Here is an 18,743-nt window from a genome sequence, read left to right as displayed (position 1 = left end):
TTTGAGATTCCCGAGCCAACAAGTTGCAGAGCCTGCGCGATGCGCCAGTCCCAGCCTGGCAGCAAATCTCCCGGCCGGGCTCAATCATTGGGCAGGATGTTGATCGTGTGAAAGCAACTGCGAAAACTACCGTTTTCAAACCAGATAACGGCCTCCTGCACCAGGGTCAGCTGCAGGGTATAGACTCCCGGTTGATCCGGCGCCAGAACCCGGATCCGTTCTGTAACCTCTGTACCTGGACTAATTCGGTCGTGCTGCAGAGGGGTACGCAATCCTTCGTAGACAACGCTGGCTCCGGCATCATCTTGCCAATGATAGCTCAACCGCACCGGATACCTGCCCACACCATACCAACTTTGCATCCCTGAATTGCATACCCGCAACGGAATTTCGAGCAACTCTCCTGCCAGGCAGGCAGAAGGCAGGGCACTTACCTGCAACATCCCTTCGGGGTTGCGAATTTTCGGTCTCCAGAAACAGCACAAATGCCTCAGTCGGCGCCATGCTGCCCGCAACACATCCCTACTGCTGATAAAACAATGGAAAGACGAGGAAGGCGGCGCTTCCTGTGCTACGGGCACAGAAACAAGGCTGGCAAGACGATTCCGCACTGAGGCATCAAAACACCCTACAATGTTGGGATAACGATGGTTTACAACATGTTCATACATAACCCGGTAACAAAGTTCTTGATCGTAGAGATCAACTATTGAAGAATTATCATGATCAATGGCATAAAGATAAGGAAATATTTTCTTTATGCTGTCGATAAAATCTGGAACCGTCACACGGTGCAAGACATTAAGACAAAAATGATTCATTTCAAAAAAAACAACTGGCTTGTATTCTGCAATAAATTTATTTGCGCCAGATAAAACCTCAAGTTCAAAGCCCTCAACATCAATTTTAATAAAACTAGGGAAAAAATTATTTTTTTTACAATAAACATCAAAAACTTCTATCACTATGTTCTCAGTCACATGATCTTTCTCAGGGCGAATCTTTGTGCTGACGTACCCCCCAGACCGATTATTGGCAGCGAAAGTAATCGTCGATTGCGCTGATTCAGCGCCAAATCCGATATTGCTCACATGGACATTGACCACGCCGGAACACGCCAGATTGCGCTGCAAAAAAGCAAAGGTTGTCGGACTCGGCTCAAACGCCCGCACCTCCCGCGCCATCTGCGAGAGTGCCAAGACAGTCAAACCGATATTGGCACCGATGTCGGCCACGACAGCATCGCGTGGCACCAACGCCCATAACAAAGCCACCAGCGCCGGATCGAAAGGATCAGACATCTGCTGCAGATACTGGTCATCCGATTCAACCTGAAAGGTTCTTTCTGCAACCTGAATCTTTTTTTTCAATCTGCCTGCTCCCTCTGTGCGCAAGGTTCCGAACGCAAAATGCCACAAAACGTCAGGAGATTCCCCGCACTCTGCTGCCAGGTCTGAATCGCGACCCGCCTGCTCTCAGACTGCGGCCCCGGGTCTTGCGATGCCAGCCAATCCTGGATCACTCCGGCCAACGCACACCCGTCATGGGCAGTGAAATAGCAAGCCCAATCACCGGCAACCTCACGAAAGACAGGAATATCGCGAGCCAGCACCGGCAAACCACGCAATGCCGCTTCTACCAAGGGCAAACCAAAGCCTTCATCGTAGGACGCAGCCAGCAGACAGTCCGCCGCCTGATAAAGCCACTCAAGCGTTTCATCACTGGCATCATCAAACCAGAACAGCCGGCGTTCTGCTTCGGGATGCTGACGTAGACACTGAACAGTCGCCGGGATGTCGCGCCGCAAGGCTTCGGGCAGATCGCGCCAGCCTTCCCGACCAACAATTACCAGATTGACATCGACCCCTTGCTGCCACAAACAGGTAAAAGCCGACACGGCCTGCAAATAGGCCTTGCGGGGCTCAACCGTTCCAACCATCAGAAAACTGGGGCAGCGGGCCAGACGCTGCCGCAGCCTGCTGACCTGCACCGCACAACCCTCACCAGAGACGCCTGCGTCAAGATCTGCCCCGAGATGAAACCAGTCGATGCGGTAAGGCTGGTCAAGGTCGATGGTCTTTTTTTCAGCGGCATGCCAGTTCCGCAAGTCCTCAGCCACCGTTGCGGAAATACACAGTGCGCCATCAAAGGTGCTTATCGCTTCAAGCCAAGACTGGTGCAACTGCGCACTCTGCGGTGGGAACCATTGGGGACTGCGCACCGGCAGCAAATCGAAAACCAGGGCATAGAGTCGCGTTCCCTGCGCACGGAGCTGGCGATAATAACCTGACTGCACCGCCTGCACCAGAGCGTCGCCCGACAGGTCAAGGGTCATGACAAGATCATCGGGACCGGGCATAACAGGCCCATCGGGCAGAGCCGTCGTCGGGCAGCCCAGCAATTCCAAGCTGTAGCGACGAGCGGCACAGTACTGCCAAGTGCCTTCACAGCACAGCAACCGCACCGGTTCGACACGCCAGCCGGGCGGAGGTGATTGCAGCAAAACCAGCAACAAAGAACGAACGACCCGCTCAATGCCGGTCCGGCGATCCTGTTTACAGGTAGCAGTCACATCAAGAAACAGACAGGAATCGGGCAAACATGGAATAAAAGTCTGCTCAAGTGCAGCAGCAAGCGTCAGAATTTCAGCCACTTCCGGCTCAGGCCCCTCCAGTGCAGCAATGGCGGCAGGCAAGCCGTGCCGTGGTCGCAACGGCCGGGAATAAAACCATTCGATTGCTTCAACATAGTGACAGGCACATTGTTCAGGCTGGTGTCGGGCAACAATGCCTGACTGGCCACGTCGGGCTAGCTCATGACGCCTGTCAGGGTCACGCCAAAGGGTTTCCAACGCCTCGACCAACTGCTGGTCGGTAAACTCATCAGCCAGCAACCAGAGTCCTTGCGCATCCATTTCCGCCATGGAACCATGAGCGTTGGCAATCACGGCAACGGACGCCGCCAGACAATCCAGCAGGGAAGCCGAAGTCTCACCTCGCGAATCCGTCCGCAGTTGAACCGCCAGATCAGCAGCGGCAAGATAGTCCCGATAAGATTCCGTGGCGACATAACCGGTCACATGAATATGTTCATCCATGCCGGCAGCCGAAATCAGCTGCCGCAAAATACCGCCATATGAGACCTGATCAACCTGACCAACGAAAACAAGATGACAACGTCGGTCGCGAGCCAAGGCGCTGCCTAACCAACAGCGCACAAGCCGGTCACATTGTTTGGTCGCCGCAACAAACCCGAAACTGCAGACCAGAAAGTCCGTTGCCCGGCATCCCAGCCTTTTCTTGGCAGAGGCACGCTCCTCCTCTATGGCGGCCGGCCGCTCACAGACAAGGGGAACCTGCAAACAACGACGTCCCCATTGCGCCCCATACCAGCGCTGAACCAGATCCTGCGCATGCCGGGAATGAACAATCAGCCCCTGGGCTTGCTCAATCGCTGAAAAACCAGCCGGATAGGTCTGTCGAGCCCCTTCGGCATCACGAAAACGCCGCTGTACGGCTATGTAGCCATGCGAACGGTAAAGCGCTTCGACCCAGGCGTTACTCTCTTGTCCCTCAATTTCACGCCAGGCCATCAGGGCACTGAGAAACACATCGTGCAGCACCACCACTCCCGGCAACTGTTGCAACAGGGGCAGTTGATACCTGTGATACGGAGAGTTTCCCAACTGATAGACGATTCGATCTATCTCTGCGGCATGTTCCAGCAACCAATCAACGTCTCGCACCGGCAGATCACAGCCGATCGCCCGAAGGTCGACATCCTTTTGCGCCACCACCAGCTCAATGGCATAGTATCGTGACAACCCCTTCAATAGCCGGGCGCTGTAATCGGCTATGCCGGTCTGTTGCGGCGGCAGGGGAGAAACAAAGGCCAAGCGTGGTCTGGGCTGTGATGTCGCACCCAAAGCAAGACCCTTGTGCCTGCCGCGTTCGACCAGTGTTTCCCAGGCCGCAAGGCTTTTTTCCGCTGTACGCTGCCAGGAAAACTGCCGCGCCCGCTGTAATCCTGCCTTTCTGAGTTGTTCACGAAACACTGTATCCGTCAAACCCTGACACAGCTTATCCCGCATACTGAAAACACAAGACGGATCAAACAGGGCTGCTGGATTGTCGAGTACTTCTGGCAGGCTGGTTGTCTGGGCCGCTATCACGGGCGCACCACAAGCCATCGCCTCGAGAACCGGCAGCCCAAATCCTTCATGCAAAGAGGGGAACACAAACAGATCACAGAGGTTGTAGAGTCCTACCAACTCCTTTTCATCCACATAACCGGCAAAGCGCAGCTGATCAGACAAAAGACCATTGTCGCGCCCGATCTCGGTTAGCCTCTCAATGCGATCCTCGAGGGCCTTTCCTGCTAAAAGCAACTGATACCGATCCCGAATCGCTTGAGGCAACAGGGCAAAAGACTGCAGCAGGCGGGTGAGATTTTTACGTTCATCCCCGCCGCCGGTATACAGAACAAATGAACGATCGAGGCCAAACTTCCGGCATAATCCCTGTTTTTCAGCATCAGACAAACAAACGGGCCGGAAAATGCGGTCGGCGGCAGCGGAGACATTAACAATCCGCTCGGCATCCAGGCCAAGCAGCTCCCGTCCTTGCATCGCGGTATGTTCAGAAATTGCCAGGCACAAGGAAGCGCGCCGGGCAAACATCAGTTTTCGCTGATAATGCGCAGCATAGGCCGGGTCTGGCTTGAGATAAAGCTCCGCCTCTGCCAGTGGAATCAGATCATAAAGGGAAATGGATACCGGGGTTTGACGATCCCAGCAGCCAACGCTGCTGACCAGATCGTCATAGAAGCCTTCAAACAGACTGCAAACATGGACAACATCCGGCTGCAACTCCGCCAAAAAAGCTTCACGAGTCAATTCCGCCACAGCACGACGCCAGGCATTAACGGACTGCGCTTCTCGCACCGGACCGGGAGCATACCAGACCCGTAATCGCTCGGGCGCAAGCACATCAGCGAAAGAGAGACGAATCGCATCAAGGGTCTCGGGGAAAAGACCGCTTAAGGCTATAACGATTTCATGCTGGGTTCTTTGCTGCAGTAGCGCCCGGACAAAAGCCAGACTATAGCGACCGATCCCCCGAAAACGACTCTGGGATTGAGCGGCCTGCAAATCTATCAGGATTCGCACGCATCGGCTCCCTTGGCTGAGCGCCGCCGGGCATAAGCCTGTCTCATACCATCATGAAAGCACAATGATGCTGGCATGGCCTCCTCGGCTTGCTGAAACGGTCGCTCATCGAGCAATGGTTCTTTTTCAACACCCCTCTCTGACTTGGGCGCGGTGCCTGCAGCAACAGAAACCTCTCGATTCCGTTCTCGGCAGGCAACAAAACAGCGCAAATGAGCCAACAATGGAGGGCTAAGACCCATTACTCGCCAGAACCAGACAGCGACGAAGGGAACCCGTTCGCTCCGCCGCAAAAAAAACCAAAGCCCGGCACCTGCTCGGTGGCGTAAATGGCCCGCCAATCCGCGCAACCGGATAGAAATGCCCCAGTTGCGACGGGCAGAGAGCCGGTCCAGTTGCAGTCGCAAGGAATGCTGTTGCTGCTCCACCGCCTGCAACCGTTGCCGCAACAGAGCTTCACGCTCAAGCATTTGCCGTATCCCTTCGTCCACCTGCTGAAGACCGGCGAAATGCTGTTGGTCATACCGCTGTGCCAGCGTGGTGGTATCAATTCCATCCACCATGGCAAAAGGCCCATCGAACGCTTCTAGGACTCCTGTCGCGGCAGCTTTCTGAGCTATCACAGCGTAATCCTGACTGGCTCCTTCCAAAACATCCTGCAGCCGAACGACGGCACCAGCATCGGCTTCCTGGCCATGCAGTCGCAGAATACGCGTACGCACGAATCCATGAAACTCCGGCAAAAAAGCCAGCAAGTGAGGGGAAAATGGCCGCTGATGTGTCGGATCGAGATAAAACAGGTGGGTTGAAACCAACAGGTTTTCAGGATTTGGTGTTTCCAGCAACAAAAGCCCCCCGGGACGCAGTACACGCAGGCTCTGGCAGACGAGTTCATCTACCCGCTCCACGGCAAGATGCTCCACCAGATGAAATGCGCTGATTAGGTCACAGCTGTTTTCGCTCTGCCGAACCAGCCAGTCCAAAACATCCTCTGTCGCAACCGTCAGTCCCCGCTCACGGCAGGCCGCCAGCATCTGATCATCACTGTCAATCCCCAATGCTTCGAAACCCTGCTCCCGCAGCAATTCCAGCCATTCTCCGCGACCGCAACCCAGATCCACCAAACGCAGGGGACGTTGCCAACGACTCAGAGGCGCGACAAATTCAAGATAGATTTTTTGCCGCTCTTTTATAAGCAGCCGGGAACCCCGGTAGCGATCTTCAAATACCCGGTAAAAATCCACCGCCATTACCGCAAACACTCCATGGTCGGCGGCAGCCAGGCCACACCGACAAAACGTTTCTGGTTTGAGTTGACCACCGAAAACATCAACGCCATATCATGCCAGGCATAATTATGCATGACATGGCTTTCGCTGGTATGTAACGCCACGGAAAGCGTGTAGGAACCCTCTCCCAGCATCGCCTCAAAATAAAACCGGTACTCAACCGTTTCATCCTTCGCGAGATGGTACAACGGCTGATTGAGATAAGCCGTATTGGTGCCAAAAACTGCCTGACCAAGACGATCCCTGATCTGATAACCGAGAACAACCTCGGGAAGTGCTTCCTGCGCTCTAAAAACAATCCGCAGACAGACCCTCTGGCCGACCGCGACGACATCAAGGGGACGGTTGTTCTCGTCAAGCAAACCTACATGCAGTAGGCACGCCTCCCCGGTACCGGAGAACGTTCGGGTTACCCCCTCCTGTCGTTGCTGCCAGAGTTCATAGTCTCCCCGTTGCGCCAGCAAGGCGTTGTAGTAATCCAGCACGGCATCGGGTTCTCCTTCGAGGGCCAATCTGCCTTCATGGAGCAAAATCGCCCTGTCGCAGATCGACTGGATAGCGCTTTTATCATGTGAAACCAGCAAAAGAGTTGTTCCTTGCTGGCGAAATTGCCGAATCCGGTCGAAACTTTTATGTTGAAAATAACTATCCCCTACGGAAAGAGCTTCATCAACTATCAGGATATCCGGGCGCTGAGCTGTTGCAATACTGAAAGCCAGGCGCATCTGCATGCCGCTCGAATAGACTCTTACCGGCTTGTCCAGATAATCACCGACTTCGGCAAACGCTTCAATTTCAGGCATCTGGGCATCAATAAAATCACTGGAAAGTCCCATCAGCTGCCCAGCCATATAAAGATTCTGGCGCCCGGTGAAATCGGGATGAAAACCAAGTCCCAATTCAAGCAGAGCAGCAACTCGGCCACGAAGGAAAATCTGTCCATGCGTGGGCACCGTGGTGCCGGCTATCATCTTGAGCAACGTACTTTTACCGGCACCGTTCATGCCGACAATTCCTACGGCCTCTCCCGGCCAAACCGAAAAACTAACATCCCGCACCACCCAAACCTGTTGGTGACGCGCGCCAAGGACGGGAAGTGTCCATTCCAGCAGGCGAGACCAGCGTCCAGCATAGCAGCGGTAAGCTTTCGAAACATTCTCAACGCGAATGGCCGCCATTACAATTCATCCACCATTTCAGCGGATCGGCGCCGGAACAGATGAAAACCAAAGGCACAAAGCACCAGCCCCAGCAGCGCCGGATACAGCAAAGAAAACCACTGTGGCGATACGGCTGTTACAAGAACACCCTGCCAGGCAGCGATCAGCCCTGCCATAGGATTGTATGCCAGCAAAGAACGAAGCGAAGCCGGTAAAATACTTGCGGGATAAACGATCGGTGTCAGCCAAAACCAGAACTGCAACACAATAACGATCAATTGTCCGACATCACGAAAAAAAACATTAAGAACCCCGGCGATCATGCCCAGTCCGATAGCCACAAGAATCTGGATGAACAACACCGGGAACAAGGACAGAATCACCCAGCCGGGGAACTGTCCAACCACCAACAGAAAAACCAGAAAAAGCCCAAAAACAATCAAAAAATTAACTAATGCCGAAAAAATAACAATCAAAGGCAGAGTCATGCGTGGAAAATTGACTTTTTTGATCAATCCGGCCTGCTCAAGAAAAATATTCTGCGCCCGACCAAGAATTTCAGCAAACATTCCCCAGGCCAGGATTCCTGCACACAAGTAGATACTATAAGCAAAGGGGCCGTCAACACCGGGCAGGCGCGCCTGCATTACCCGCGAAAATATCAGCGCATAGACTAAAATCATGGCCAGGGGCTGCAACAGGGTCCAGGCCGCACCAAGCATTGAATTACGATATTTGAGCTGAAACTCGCGCTTGACACTACCGAAAACAAACTGCCGATACTGCCAAAGAGCTCTAACAAGATTCATAAATAGTATTTCCGACACGTTGATAAACATCGTCGAAGCGCACGATATCGTCTTCTTCAAGATATTCGCCGCTTTGCACCTCAATCATCACCAGCGGCACCCGGCCGGGGTTTTCCAGCCGGTGACGATGACCGGCGGGGATATAGGTCGATTCATTGGTACAGAGCAGCATTTCCTTGTCGCCATTGATGATGCGGGCCGTGCCGCTGACCACCACCCAGTGCTCGCAGCGGTGGTAGTGCATCTGCAGCGACAGGCTGGCAGCCGGCTTGACAACGATGCGTTTGATCTTGAAGCGCTCGCCCTGCTCCAGCACCGTATAGGTACCCCAGGGCCGGTGAACGGTGCGATGGTTGTGGTAGCAGGGATGACCCTGGCGTTTGAGCTGATCGACCAGGACCTTGACGTCCTGGCAGTGACGCCGATCAAGCACCAGCAGGGCGTCAGCGGTGTCGATGATAATGAGATTTTCCACCCCGACAGCCGTGACCAGGCGCTCCTCGCTGCGCACATAGCAATTGCGGCTAGCGTGCAGCAGCACCTCGCCCGCACCCTCGCGCCGGTTGCCCTGCGCATCGGCGGGCAGTTGCGCTGCCAGCGCATCCCAACTGCCAACATCGTCCCAGCCAAGATCACAGCGGATCACGGCGACGTTGTCGGCCCGCTCCAGCAAGGCGTAGTCGATGGAGATATCAGGCACCTCGCTGAACAGGGGCGCCGGCAGCTGCAGCGGTTCGATATCACGACGGGTCTGCTGCCAGCAAAGGCTGACGGCGTCAAACAGATCCGGCGTATAACGTTGCAGGCCGGCCAGCAAGGCGCCGGCACTGAAGCAGAAGATGCCAGCGTTCCATAAATGACGGCCGCTGGCAAGGTACTCCTCGGCCCTGTGCTGGCTGGGTTTTTCAGCGAAACGGCTTACGGCGGCGGCCTCCAGCCCGGCAGGGGCGGCACAGTCACAGAAGGGCTCGCCCGCCTCAATGTAGCCGAAACCGGTATCGGGCCGCTGGGGTTTGAGGCCGAAGGTCACCAGATAGTCACGCGCGGCCAGCTGGCGCGCCAGGGCAACGGCGGCAGCGAAATCGGCAGTGCGGGCGATGAGATGATCTGCCGGCAGCACCAGCAGCTGAGCGCTGTCACCATACAGCTCGGCAACCTGCAGGGCGGCCAGGGCAATGGCCGGGGCCGTGTTGCGGCCGCAGGGTTCAAGCACAAAACGCAGGCCACAGCGCTGCGACAGCGGCAGCACCTGATAGGCGTCGAGGGTCTGGAAGTAGTGGTCGCGGTTGGTCACCACCAGGATCTCGGCCAGGTCACCGAGGGCTTCGAGGCGGGTGAAGGTTTTCTGTATCAGGCTTTCGCCGTCGGCCAGCTGCATAAAGGGCTTGGGCTGGCTCTGGCGTGAAACGGGCCAAAGCCGGGCACCGATACCACCGGAAAGGATCACGGGAATCAACATCGCTATTCTCCCTTCATCGCACGTAAAGCCTGGACTTCAGGCGTGCTGACATAGAACCTTGGCGACAATACCGCTGGTCGAACGACCATCGACAAAGGGTAGAATCGCCACCCGGCCGCCCCAGCTTTCCACCTGGGCACGACCAACAACGGTTTCCGGTTGATAGTCACCACCCTTGACCAGAATGTCCGGCCGCAGAGTTTCGATCAGACGCAGGGGCGTATCCTCATCGAACAGCACCACATAGTCGATACAGGCCAACGCCGCCAGCACCGTCGCCCGATCCTGCTCGGCCACCAGCGGCCGGCTCGGCCCCTTGAGGCGCCGCACCGAGGCATCGCTGTTGAGTCCCAGCACCAGCACCTGGCCAAGCTCGCGGGCCTGTTGCAGATAGCTGACATGACCGGCGTGCAGCAGATCGAAACAGCCATTGGTGAACACCACCTTGCGACCCAGTTGCTGCAGCCGGCGCAGCACGATCTGCAGGGCGGCGGCATCCTGAATCTTGCTGTCGGCATCAGTCAGGCCAGCGGCTTCAAGAATCTCCTGCCGGCTGACGGTGGAGGTGCCGACCTTGCCGACCACCACGCCGGCGGCCAGGTTGGCGACGCCGGCCGCCTGTTCCAGCGCCAGACCAGCAGCCAGGCCCGCGCCAATCAGCGCCAGCACCGTATCGCCGGCGCCGGAAACATCGAACACCTCGCGGGCACGGGTAGGCAGGTGCAGCGGTGGCTGGTCGGGCCGGAACAGGCTCATGCCTTCCTCGCTGCGGGTAATCACCAAGGCGGCGAGATCAGCCTCGGCCAGCAACCGCGCGCCGACCAGGGCCAGGCTGGCCTCGTCAGCAATGGCCATAGCGGCAGCCTGGGCCGCCTCGCTGCGATTGGGCGTAAGCAGGGTGGCACCCCGGTACTTGCGGTAATCGTCACCCTTGGGATCGACCACCACCGGCCGGCCGGCTTGGCGCGCCAGGGCGATGACAGCGGCCAGCAGACTGTCGGTCAGCACCCCCTTGCCGTAATCGGACAGAAACAGCACATCGCAATCGGGCAGGCGGGCCCCGATCTCCCGCAACAGAGCCAGCTCGGTGGCCTCGTCCAACGGCTGGCGGCTCTCACGATCGATGCGCAGCATCTGCTGATGACCGGCCAGAATGCGGGTCTTGCGACTGGTACGGCGGCCAGAGTCGAACAACAGCCCGCCGGTTTCAACCTGGGCGCGGCGCAGCCGCTCACAGAGAAAACGGCCATCCTCGTCGTCGCCCACCACCGAGCAGACCGCCACCGGGCAACCCAGCACACGCAGATTGTTGACCACGTTGCCGGCACCACCGAGGCGCAGATCGTCGCGCAGCACCTCGACCACCGGCACCGGTGCCTCAGGTGAGATGCGGCCGGCACGGCCCCACAGGTATTCGTCAAGCATCAGGTCGCCCACCACCAGGGCACGCACCTGCGGCAGACGCTTGAGAAAGGTTTCCAGCTGTTCGGCAGTCATGAAGGTCTGTTCCGTTGATGGCGTCGTAATGAATCGATTCCTGCCGCGCCGGCGGCCCTGCACGACCAAACGCAGTGCTGCCGCCAAGACAGGGCGCAAAAAACAGGTCCGCGCTGACAGAGGGCGGACCGACAAACAATGCTGGTCATCTTAAACCAGCTGGCCGCCGACAGCAAAACTTTTGTGCTGCGCCGTCAGCCCAGGCCTGTGGCCGGGGTTACGCCGTCGTGAAATCTGGCTGGCCATAGAAAAGCGATGCAGGCATAATGGCATATTTTAGCTCAGCCTGGCCAGAGGGACCGAACCGCTCGGACCACCACGGGCCAACACGCTCAGAAGAGGACATTTCCAGTGAACTGGAAAAATCTTTTTTCACAACCTGCCCTGGCACGCCTCTGGCGGCCACAGCCCCACTGGCAGGTTATCGGCCAGCCGGACGAACGGCAGACCTTTGCCAGCGCCTGCCACTGTCTGCAATTAAAAGGCCAGGCGATTTCAGCCGATCCCTTAAGCTCTCTGATCCGCACCCAAGGGGCTGCAGCGGCCTATTATGTCAAACGCTATCAGCGGCGCGGCAAGGGGCTGCGGCGCTGGTTGGGGCGCAGCCGGGCCGAGGGCGAATGGCAGAACCTGCGGTATTTCGACCAGCTCGGCATACCGACGCCGCCGCTGGTGGCCTACGGCTGGCAGCGGCCCGGCTGGCTGGGCGGCCGCCTGCCCTTTGGCCGGGGCCAGGCCGTGCTGGTAACCGCCGAGGTGGTCGGCGCCCGCGATCTGGCGAGCCTGGCGCAACAGCAGCCACAACTTTTTCGCCAGCGTGCCTGGCTCGAAGGGGTGCTGCAGCAGGTGGCCGATTACAGCCGGCAGCTGCACCATCAGGGGTTTGTCCACTGGGATCTGAAATGGCGCAACATTCTGCTAGTGGATGACGACTCGGCGACAGGGCTGGGTACTGGCACTGGCCCGCGGGTGCTGTTCTTCGACTGCCCTCTGGGACATCATCCCTTCGGCTGGTTGCGTCAACGCGGCGCCGACAAGGATCTGGCCTGTCTCGACAAACTCGGCCGGCGGCACCTCAGCCGCAGCCGGCGACTGCGCTTCTACCTGCATTACCGTAAGCTTGAACGGCTTGATGCGGCCGGCAAACAGCAGATCGGCCGGGTGCTGGCGTTCTTTCATGATGAAAAAGAGTCCTGACATGCCCGCTGCCGCTTCAGACACACAGCGCTGCGGCCCGCCCCGCCGGGCCGACTTCACCGATACCGGCCTGCCACAACCGCTTCAGCTTGCCGATACCGGCCTGCCACCGCTGCAGGCCAACACCCTGCTACGTCAGCTGCCAGGCCGGCGCGAGGTCTTTGCCGGCCACTGGGGTGAGCAGGCGGTGGTGATCAAGCGCTTCTGCGGCCGCCGGGCACGGCGCTATTGGCAACGCGAACAGCAGGGGTGCCTGGCCCTGCAGCGGGCCGGCCTGGCCACGCCGCAACTGTGCTACAGCGGATTGCTGGTGGATGGCAGCCCGGTCCTGCTGTTCGAGCATCTGCCGCAACCGCAAAGCGCGCTAGCCTGCTGGCAACAGGCCACCAGTGACAGCGAACGGCTGGCGCTGCTGGGGCAGCTGATTAGCCTGATCGGACAGGGCCATCACCAGGGGCTGCTGCAAACCGATCTGCACCTGGAAAATTTTCTGCTGAGCAACGGCAGGCTTTACGCCATTGATGGCGATGGTATCCGCCAGCGCCGTGCCCCCCTCAGGGAACGGCTCTGCCGCGACAATCTGGCCTTGCTGTTGGCCCAGCTGCCCTGCCGCCATGATGGTTTACTGGCAGAGGTTCTGCCGCTTTATGGCCTGGCACGCCAGCAACCGCTGGCGGCCGACTTTGCCGCCCAGCTGCGCCCTCTGCTGGATCGGGCCCGGCGCCGGCGGCGGCAGGCTTACGTCAAAAAAGCCAGCCGCAGCTGCAGCGAATTCGTCCGCCAACAGCGTTTCAGCCAGCTGGCCCTTTATCGCCGCGATGCCGAAAGCGCAGCTCTGCAGGCATTTCTGCACGACCCCGACGCCTTTGTGCAAGGTGCGCCACTGTACAAGGACGGCAACAGCGCCACCGTGGCCTGGGTCACCACGGCGGCAGGCGACTGGGTGATCAAGCGCTACAACATCAAAGGCTTCTGGCACGGCTTGAGCCGCGGCCTGCGGCCGAGCCGGGCGCTGATCAGCTGGCGCAATGCCCATCGCCTGGTCAGCAGTGGCATCGCCACGCCCCAGGCCATCGCCCTGCTGGAAAAACGCTTTGGCCTGTGGCGGCGAAGCAGCTATTATGTGACGGCCCGGTGTGACGGCGAGAGTGCGGCTCAGCTGGACGGTACACAATTACCGCAACAGCAGAGCCGGATAACCAGCCTGGTCGATCTGTTCCGCCAGTTTCATCAGCTGGGCATCCGTCACGGCGACTGCAAGGCCAGCAATTTTCTGCTGCAGGGCAATACCGTGCAGGTCATCGATCTCGACGCCCTGACCGAATACCGCTGGCGCTGGCTGTTCCTGCGCCGTTACGCCGCCGACCGGCAGCGTTTTCTGCGCAATTGGCCGGTCGAGAGTCCGTTGCGGCGCCATTTCGACCGGCTGCTGCCCTGAAAGCCAACCTTTAAAATCGTCTTAACGCCGGCGGCGGGATGTGTTTTTTCCGCCGACGCCCGCAATTCACGGAGTTTCGCTGTATGTCCAAAGTCATTCTCGGCCTGTCCGGTGCCCTCACCCATGACCCCTCGGCCGCCCTCTACATCGACGATAAATTGATCGCCGCGGCGGAAGAGGAACGCTTCATCCGCGACAAACACGCCAAGAACCGCCTGCCGCTGGAATCGGCCCGCTTTTGTCTGGAATTTGCCGGCATCCAGCCGCGCGATGTCGATATCGTCGCCTTCCCCTTTGCTGCCATCGGCCTTGACCGGCCGGAGCGCTGGCATTTTGCCAAACGTTACTGGTATGCGCCCGACCGGGCACTGATGGCGCTGGTCAACGGCAACCGCCATTACCGCCGTAACGTCGCCAATGTGCGCGAAACCCTGGCCCAGTTGGGCATCCGCTGGGAAACCGTGGCCTTCGTGCCGGTGGAACACCATCTGGCTCACGCCAGCAGCGCCTACCATCTAAGCGGTTTCAAAGGCCGAACCGCCATTCTCGGCATTGATGGCAAGGGCGAATACGCTACCACCTTCTTCGGCTACGGCGAGAATGGCGAAATCCACAAAATCAAGGAATTCTACGACCCGGACTCCCTCGGCGGCCTTTACGGCGCCCTGACCGAATACCTTGGTTTCGAGATGCTCGACGGCGAGTTCAAGGTGATGGGCATGGCGCCCTACGGCGACCCGCGCAAATACGATTTTTCGCGCCTGGCCCGCTTCGAAAACGGCGAGCTGCGCGTCAACACCCGTCTGGTCAACACCGTCGGCTGGCGACGTTACAAGGAAAACGGCAAGGGCTATTATTTCAGTCCGAAACTCATCGACTGGCTGGGGCCAAAACGCCAGGGCGATAACGCCGATGAACCCTACATCGACTATGCTGCCTGCGTTCAGCAGTTGTTCGAGGATCTGGCGCTGCAGATGATTGATTACTACCTCAAGGACGTGCTGGCGGAAACCGGCCAGCTGTGTTTCGCCGGCGGCAGCGCCCTCAACGTCAAGCTCAACCAGCGCATTATGGCCCTGCCCTATGTGAAGCAGCTGTTCGTCCAGCCGGCCGCTTCCGACGCCGGCACCGCCTTGGGGGCGGCCTCCTACGCCGCCCATCTGGCCGGCATCGCGGTCGAACCGCTGCACCATGTCTATCTCGGACCGAAATACTGCACCGATCAGTGCATTGCCGCCTGCGAAGCGCATCCCGAGCGGCCCCAGTGGCAGCGCCCAGCCGATGTCTGCGCCGCCACGGCACAGCTACTGGCCGAGGGCAATCCGGTGGCCTGGTTCCAGGGCCGCATGGAATTCGGTCCTCGGGCACTGGGCTGCCGCAGCATTCTGGGCTGTCCCAGCGTGGCCGGCGTGGCCGACCGCATCAACGCACAGATCAAATACCGCGAGCGCTGGCGGCCATTCTGCCCCAGCCTGCTCGACCGCATCGCGCCGGAGGTGCTGCAGACCGACCATCCGGCGCCCTACATGACCTTCACCTTCGATGTCCACCCCGCCTGGAAAGACCGCATTCCCGAGGTGGTGCATCAAGACGGCACCTCGCGCGCCCATGTGGTGGAACAGGCGACCAATCCGCGCTATTACGCCCTGATTGAGCAACTGGAGAAGCTCACCGGCAACGCCGTGGTGCTCAACACATCCCTCAACCGGCGCGGCGAACCCATGGTCTGTTCACCCGAGGACGCCCTCAATATGTTCTATGGCAGCGATCTGGAATATCTGGTGCTGGAGGATATTCTGGTGACCAAGGCGGAGAAAAACGGATAAAGGGACGCCTGGCGCTGCGCGCCTAGCAGGGAACAGCGTCTGGATTGGTTCCTGAACAGGAATTTTCTGCAAATCCTTCAAACACGCTCTGAACGATTTGCTCAAGCGCGGACACCTCGGCGTCAGTCAAGGCCTCAAATTCTTTCTGCCGGCGACGTTTTGCCAGTTTGCCGTTGTTCTGCAGAATCATGAGAACCAGGTTGTCGGCGAGGTTGTCTGGCATCTCAACGGTATCCATGACCTTTTGTATGGCTTCGTCATGACGTCGCAGATACTCGATTTCACGGGGCAGATCCTGGTTCACGGTTCGCTGGACACATTCATAAAGAAATTCGGCGGACTCTGTGCAATCAAAGTATCTGTAAAAGTCCTTCGTTTCATTCAGAACCATGACATTGCCTGCGGGGGTAGCCATCCAGTCGATGAACGGCATAATTGGCGCGGTATGGAGCTGCAGGGTTTTGCGATAAGCGCCAATCCGGTCTAACATGACCGCCGACACGGGAAAAACCATTCCTGCTGGGGTAAAGTTTCTTTCCGCCAGGACATGATGAATGATGCAGCGATGAACGCGGCCGTTACCATCCTGAAAGGGGTGAATATAGACAAACCCGAAGGCGGTGGCCGCAGCCTGCAGAATCGCATCAATCCCATCCCGGCGCATTCTGTCATTGGCCTCAATAAGTTTCTGCATAAGGGCCGGCAGATCCTCCGGCCGGGCGCCAATAAACTCGGGCAAAGGGTCGCCTGTGAGATCCCTTTCTCCGAGAAAAACCCCATCAGGCCTGAGGCCCGCATGGACGAATCGTGTATCCTCGATCAGGATTGCGTGCAGCCGAAGAAGCTCATCCAGAGACAGAGGATGCCGACCGGCCTGCATCACTGCCCGGCCCCAGCGTTCAAGGCGTGAGCGCGGCGGACGCTCACCCTCAATGGCAAAACTTGCCCGGCTGTCCGCCAGAAGAAGGAAGCTCGCAGCCCGCGCCACCAAATGTCCTCCCGTTCGACCGATAGTTTGCCTCGCCTGTTTGTCCAACCCGGCTGCCATGAAGGCTTCAAGGCGTTGTGTTCGTCGGATGACGGGACAAAAACCGGGGACGCCCAGGAGATTGTTGCGAACACGATGTCGTTTCGAGAGAGCGGGTTGCCCCGTGACATAATCCTTTGGGTCAAGAAGGTCGATAGCTGCTATCTGCTCGGCATCGGGAAGATCAAGGGTTTGTCCGGTAAGATGCTCATACAGAAACCAGATGCGACGATTCGGCTGACCGCTCGGGGCATTACGGACATAATCCGTGATGAGCTTTCGGGGCGCGACTCTGAGAATCTTCACCAGAAGAAGAAGGTCAAGCGGCTCGTGACGCAAAGCAAAGGTCAGATGATCGGCGAAGGTTTCTCCTGGCCAATAGCGCTTGTCGAAAACGGTCCATTCCCTTTCCGACTTCCGGCTGCCACGGACAAACTTTTCTGAAACACATGAGAGGTGTCGCAGTGGGGCTTCAATAGACAAAGCGGTCCCTAACGCCGCCCAGCCCGCTAAACGGCTCTCCCTCGGCACGAGGGATTCTTGGACCATTTGGATATTTGTATTTTCTATCTTCATTGTGTCGAAAACCACATCCGCCCGGTCGAAAACGACAGCAAATATTTACAAAAAATCGTAAAATGCCATTTCAGCTCGCGATAAAATTTCATGTTATTCTCAGCGCTATCTGTTGAGCATTCTATCAGTTTTTTGCTAGCCAGCTATCGAGATATCTTGCTAGCATTTGGCTCTTGCTCGCTGCTATCAAGTTATCTTTCTATCAGGATAGATTGATAGCAGCGAGTTGTCTAACAGGCTGTTGAAAAACAGCCTGCTGGAGCCCATGGACGGGCGACCAAAATCAATCATTACTTCGTAATGGATTGATTTTGTGAGTAAGACGGAAATCGCATTTTCGGCTTGCGTCGTTGAAAAAGCCCCGGATGGGACTTTTTCAACATCCTGCTAAGCAACATTGCCGCCGTCTGCATCGGGCCGACGGCTACGGCTACCACCACAAGCCCTCCGCCTGACGGCGGAGCGGCGTTTCCTCCCCATGGATAAATCCAGGGGTCTCCACGCCGGAGTTTCCGATGAAAAAACCGCTGAAGCTGTACTGGTCGTCGGGCCTGAAGGATGGCCGCAAGAATTTTGGCGACTGGCTCTCGCCAGTGCTGTGCGAGGCTATCAGCGGCCGGCCAGTAGTTCACGCCAAACCCAACCGCTGCGATCTGGTGGCGGTCGGCAGCATTCTGCAGCGGCTGAAAAACCACTTCTGGAGCCACCGGGTGCATGTCTGGGGCAGCGGCCTGATCGGTCAGGCGCCGCCCTTCCGTACGCCGCATCACATCCACGCCGTGCGCGGCCGGCTGACAGCGGCGGCACTACGCAACCGCAGCATCAGGGTTCTGGGCGACCCCGGCCTGCTCTGCCCGCTGCTGCTGCCTGACAAAGCGTCCGCCAAGCGCTGGCGGGTTGGCATCGTACCCCACTACAAGGATCAGCAACATCCGGCAGTAGCGACCTTTGCCAAACAGGCCGGGGTACAGGTTATCGACATTTTTTCCGAAACCCGTGAGTTCCTCAGCCAGATCAGTCAGTGTGACTTCGTCCTGTCGTCCAGCCTGCACGGCCTGATCGTGGCTGACGCCCTGCAGATTCCCAACGGCTGGATCAAGCTGTCCGACGCCGTGCGCGGCAACGACTTCAAGTTTGCTGACTACTACTCCGTCTTCGGCCTTGAAACGTTGCGCCCCCTGCCCTTCGGCCCCGCCACGACTCCCGCCGAGGTAGCCGACTGGTGCGCCACCTATCAGCGTCCCGGCCTGGCCGAGGTGCAAAAACAGCTGTACGACACCTTTCCGCTACGCTGACGC

General features: G+C 58.0%; 12 protein-coding genes. 4 read left to right on the top strand and 8 right to left on the bottom strand.

Translation table 11 applies throughout. The features are described from left to right. Positions 1-80 precede the first annotated feature (80 nt). The 7 genes from BLR80_RS07685 to hldE are packed head-to-tail and all read right to left on the bottom strand — an operon-like array spanning position 81 to position 11,381. Positions 81-1,370 carry an FkbM family methyltransferase gene (locus BLR80_RS07685; RefSeq protein ID WP_092078198.1) on the bottom strand — a complete coding sequence of 430 codons (1,290 nt, stop codon included), beginning with the start codon at positions 1,368-1,370 and terminating at the stop codon, positions 81-83. Continuing rightward, on the bottom strand, positions 1,367-5,167 hold the full coding sequence (locus BLR80_RS07680) for a glycosyltransferase (RefSeq protein WP_143012110.1): 3,801 nt from the start codon (positions 5,165-5,167) through the stop codon (positions 1,367-1,369). The genes BLR80_RS07685 and BLR80_RS07680 overlap by 4 nt, the downstream gene beginning before the upstream one ends. Further along, positions 5,155-6,417 carry a class I SAM-dependent methyltransferase gene (locus tag BLR80_RS07675; RefSeq protein ID WP_092078193.1) on the bottom strand — a complete coding sequence of 421 codons (1,263 nt, stop codon included), beginning with the start codon at positions 6,415-6,417 and terminating at the stop codon, positions 5,155-5,157. The genes BLR80_RS07680 and BLR80_RS07675 overlap by 13 nt, the downstream gene beginning before the upstream one ends. Continuing rightward, positions 6,417-7,634 (bottom strand): ABC transporter ATP-binding protein, encoded by a 1,218-nt coding sequence (locus BLR80_RS07670; RefSeq protein WP_092078190.1) that lies wholly within the window; start codon positions 7,632-7,634, stop codon positions 6,417-6,419. The genes BLR80_RS07675 and BLR80_RS07670 overlap by 1 nt, the downstream gene beginning before the upstream one ends. Continuing rightward, the gene (locus BLR80_RS07665; protein ID WP_092078258.1) at positions 7,634-8,434 is read right to left on the bottom strand and encodes an ABC transporter permease; all 801 of its coding nucleotides are present in this window, start codon (positions 8,432-8,434) and stop codon (positions 7,634-7,636) included. The genes BLR80_RS07670 and BLR80_RS07665 overlap by 1 nt, the downstream gene beginning before the upstream one ends. Then, positions 8,412-9,890 (bottom strand): mannose-1-phosphate guanylyltransferase/mannose-6-phosphate isomerase, encoded by a 1,479-nt coding sequence (locus BLR80_RS07660; protein WP_092078187.1) that lies wholly within the window; start codon positions 9,888-9,890, stop codon positions 8,412-8,414. The genes BLR80_RS07665 and BLR80_RS07660 overlap by 23 nt, the downstream gene beginning before the upstream one ends. A 30-nt stretch (positions 9,891-9,920) precedes the next feature. After that, positions 9,921-11,381, bottom strand: coding sequence for a bifunctional D-glycero-beta-D-manno-heptose-7-phosphate kinase/D-glycero-beta-D-manno-heptose 1-phosphate adenylyltransferase HldE (gene hldE, locus BLR80_RS07655; RefSeq protein ID WP_092078184.1), 1,461 nt, complete (start codon positions 11,379-11,381; stop codon positions 9,921-9,923). Positions 11,382-11,732: 351 nt separating this feature from the next. Between hldE and BLR80_RS07650 the strand changes: the two genes are divergently transcribed. The 3 genes from BLR80_RS07650 (at position 11,733) to BLR80_RS07640 (ending at position 15,842) form a co-directional block, all read left to right on the top strand. Beyond that, the gene (locus BLR80_RS07650; RefSeq protein WP_171906366.1) at positions 11,733-12,578 is read left to right on the top strand and encodes a lipopolysaccharide kinase InaA family protein; all 846 of its coding nucleotides are present in this window, start codon (positions 11,733-11,735) and stop codon (positions 12,576-12,578) included. Between the two features lies 1 nt (position 12,579). Further along, positions 12,580-14,016, top strand: a complete 1,437-nt coding sequence (locus BLR80_RS07645) for a lipopolysaccharide kinase InaA family protein (protein WP_143012109.1) — start codon at positions 12,580-12,582, stop codon at positions 14,014-14,016. An 83-nt stretch (positions 14,017-14,099) separates the two neighbouring features. Then, positions 14,100-15,842: a carbamoyltransferase family protein gene (locus BLR80_RS07640; protein WP_092078175.1), complete on the top strand. Its 1,743-nt coding sequence runs from the start codon at positions 14,100-14,102 to the stop codon at positions 15,840-15,842. A 22-nt stretch (positions 15,843-15,864) separates the two neighbouring features. Here the strand turns inward: BLR80_RS07640 and BLR80_RS07635 are convergent, their stop codons facing one another. Further along, positions 15,865-17,445: a Fic family protein gene (locus BLR80_RS07635; protein ID WP_092078172.1), complete on the bottom strand. Its 1,581-nt coding sequence runs from the start codon at positions 17,443-17,445 to the stop codon at positions 15,865-15,867. 515 nt (positions 17,446-17,960) lie between these two features. Here BLR80_RS07635 and BLR80_RS07630 point away from each other — a divergent pair. Next, positions 17,961-18,740 carry a polysaccharide pyruvyl transferase family protein gene (locus BLR80_RS07630; protein ID WP_092078169.1) on the top strand — a complete coding sequence of 260 codons (780 nt, stop codon included), beginning with the start codon at positions 17,961-17,963 and terminating at the stop codon, positions 18,738-18,740. Positions 18,741-18,743 lie beyond the last annotated feature (3 nt).

The organism is Desulfuromonas thiophila (genome assembly GCF_900101955.1).
GTDB classification, from domain to species: Bacteria; Desulfobacterota; Desulfuromonadia; order Desulfuromonadales; family Desulfuromonadaceae; genus Pseudodesulfuromonas; species Pseudodesulfuromonas thiophila.
Note: the sequence above shows the minus strand (reverse complement) of the source record. Positions and strands in the feature narration are given on the sequence as shown.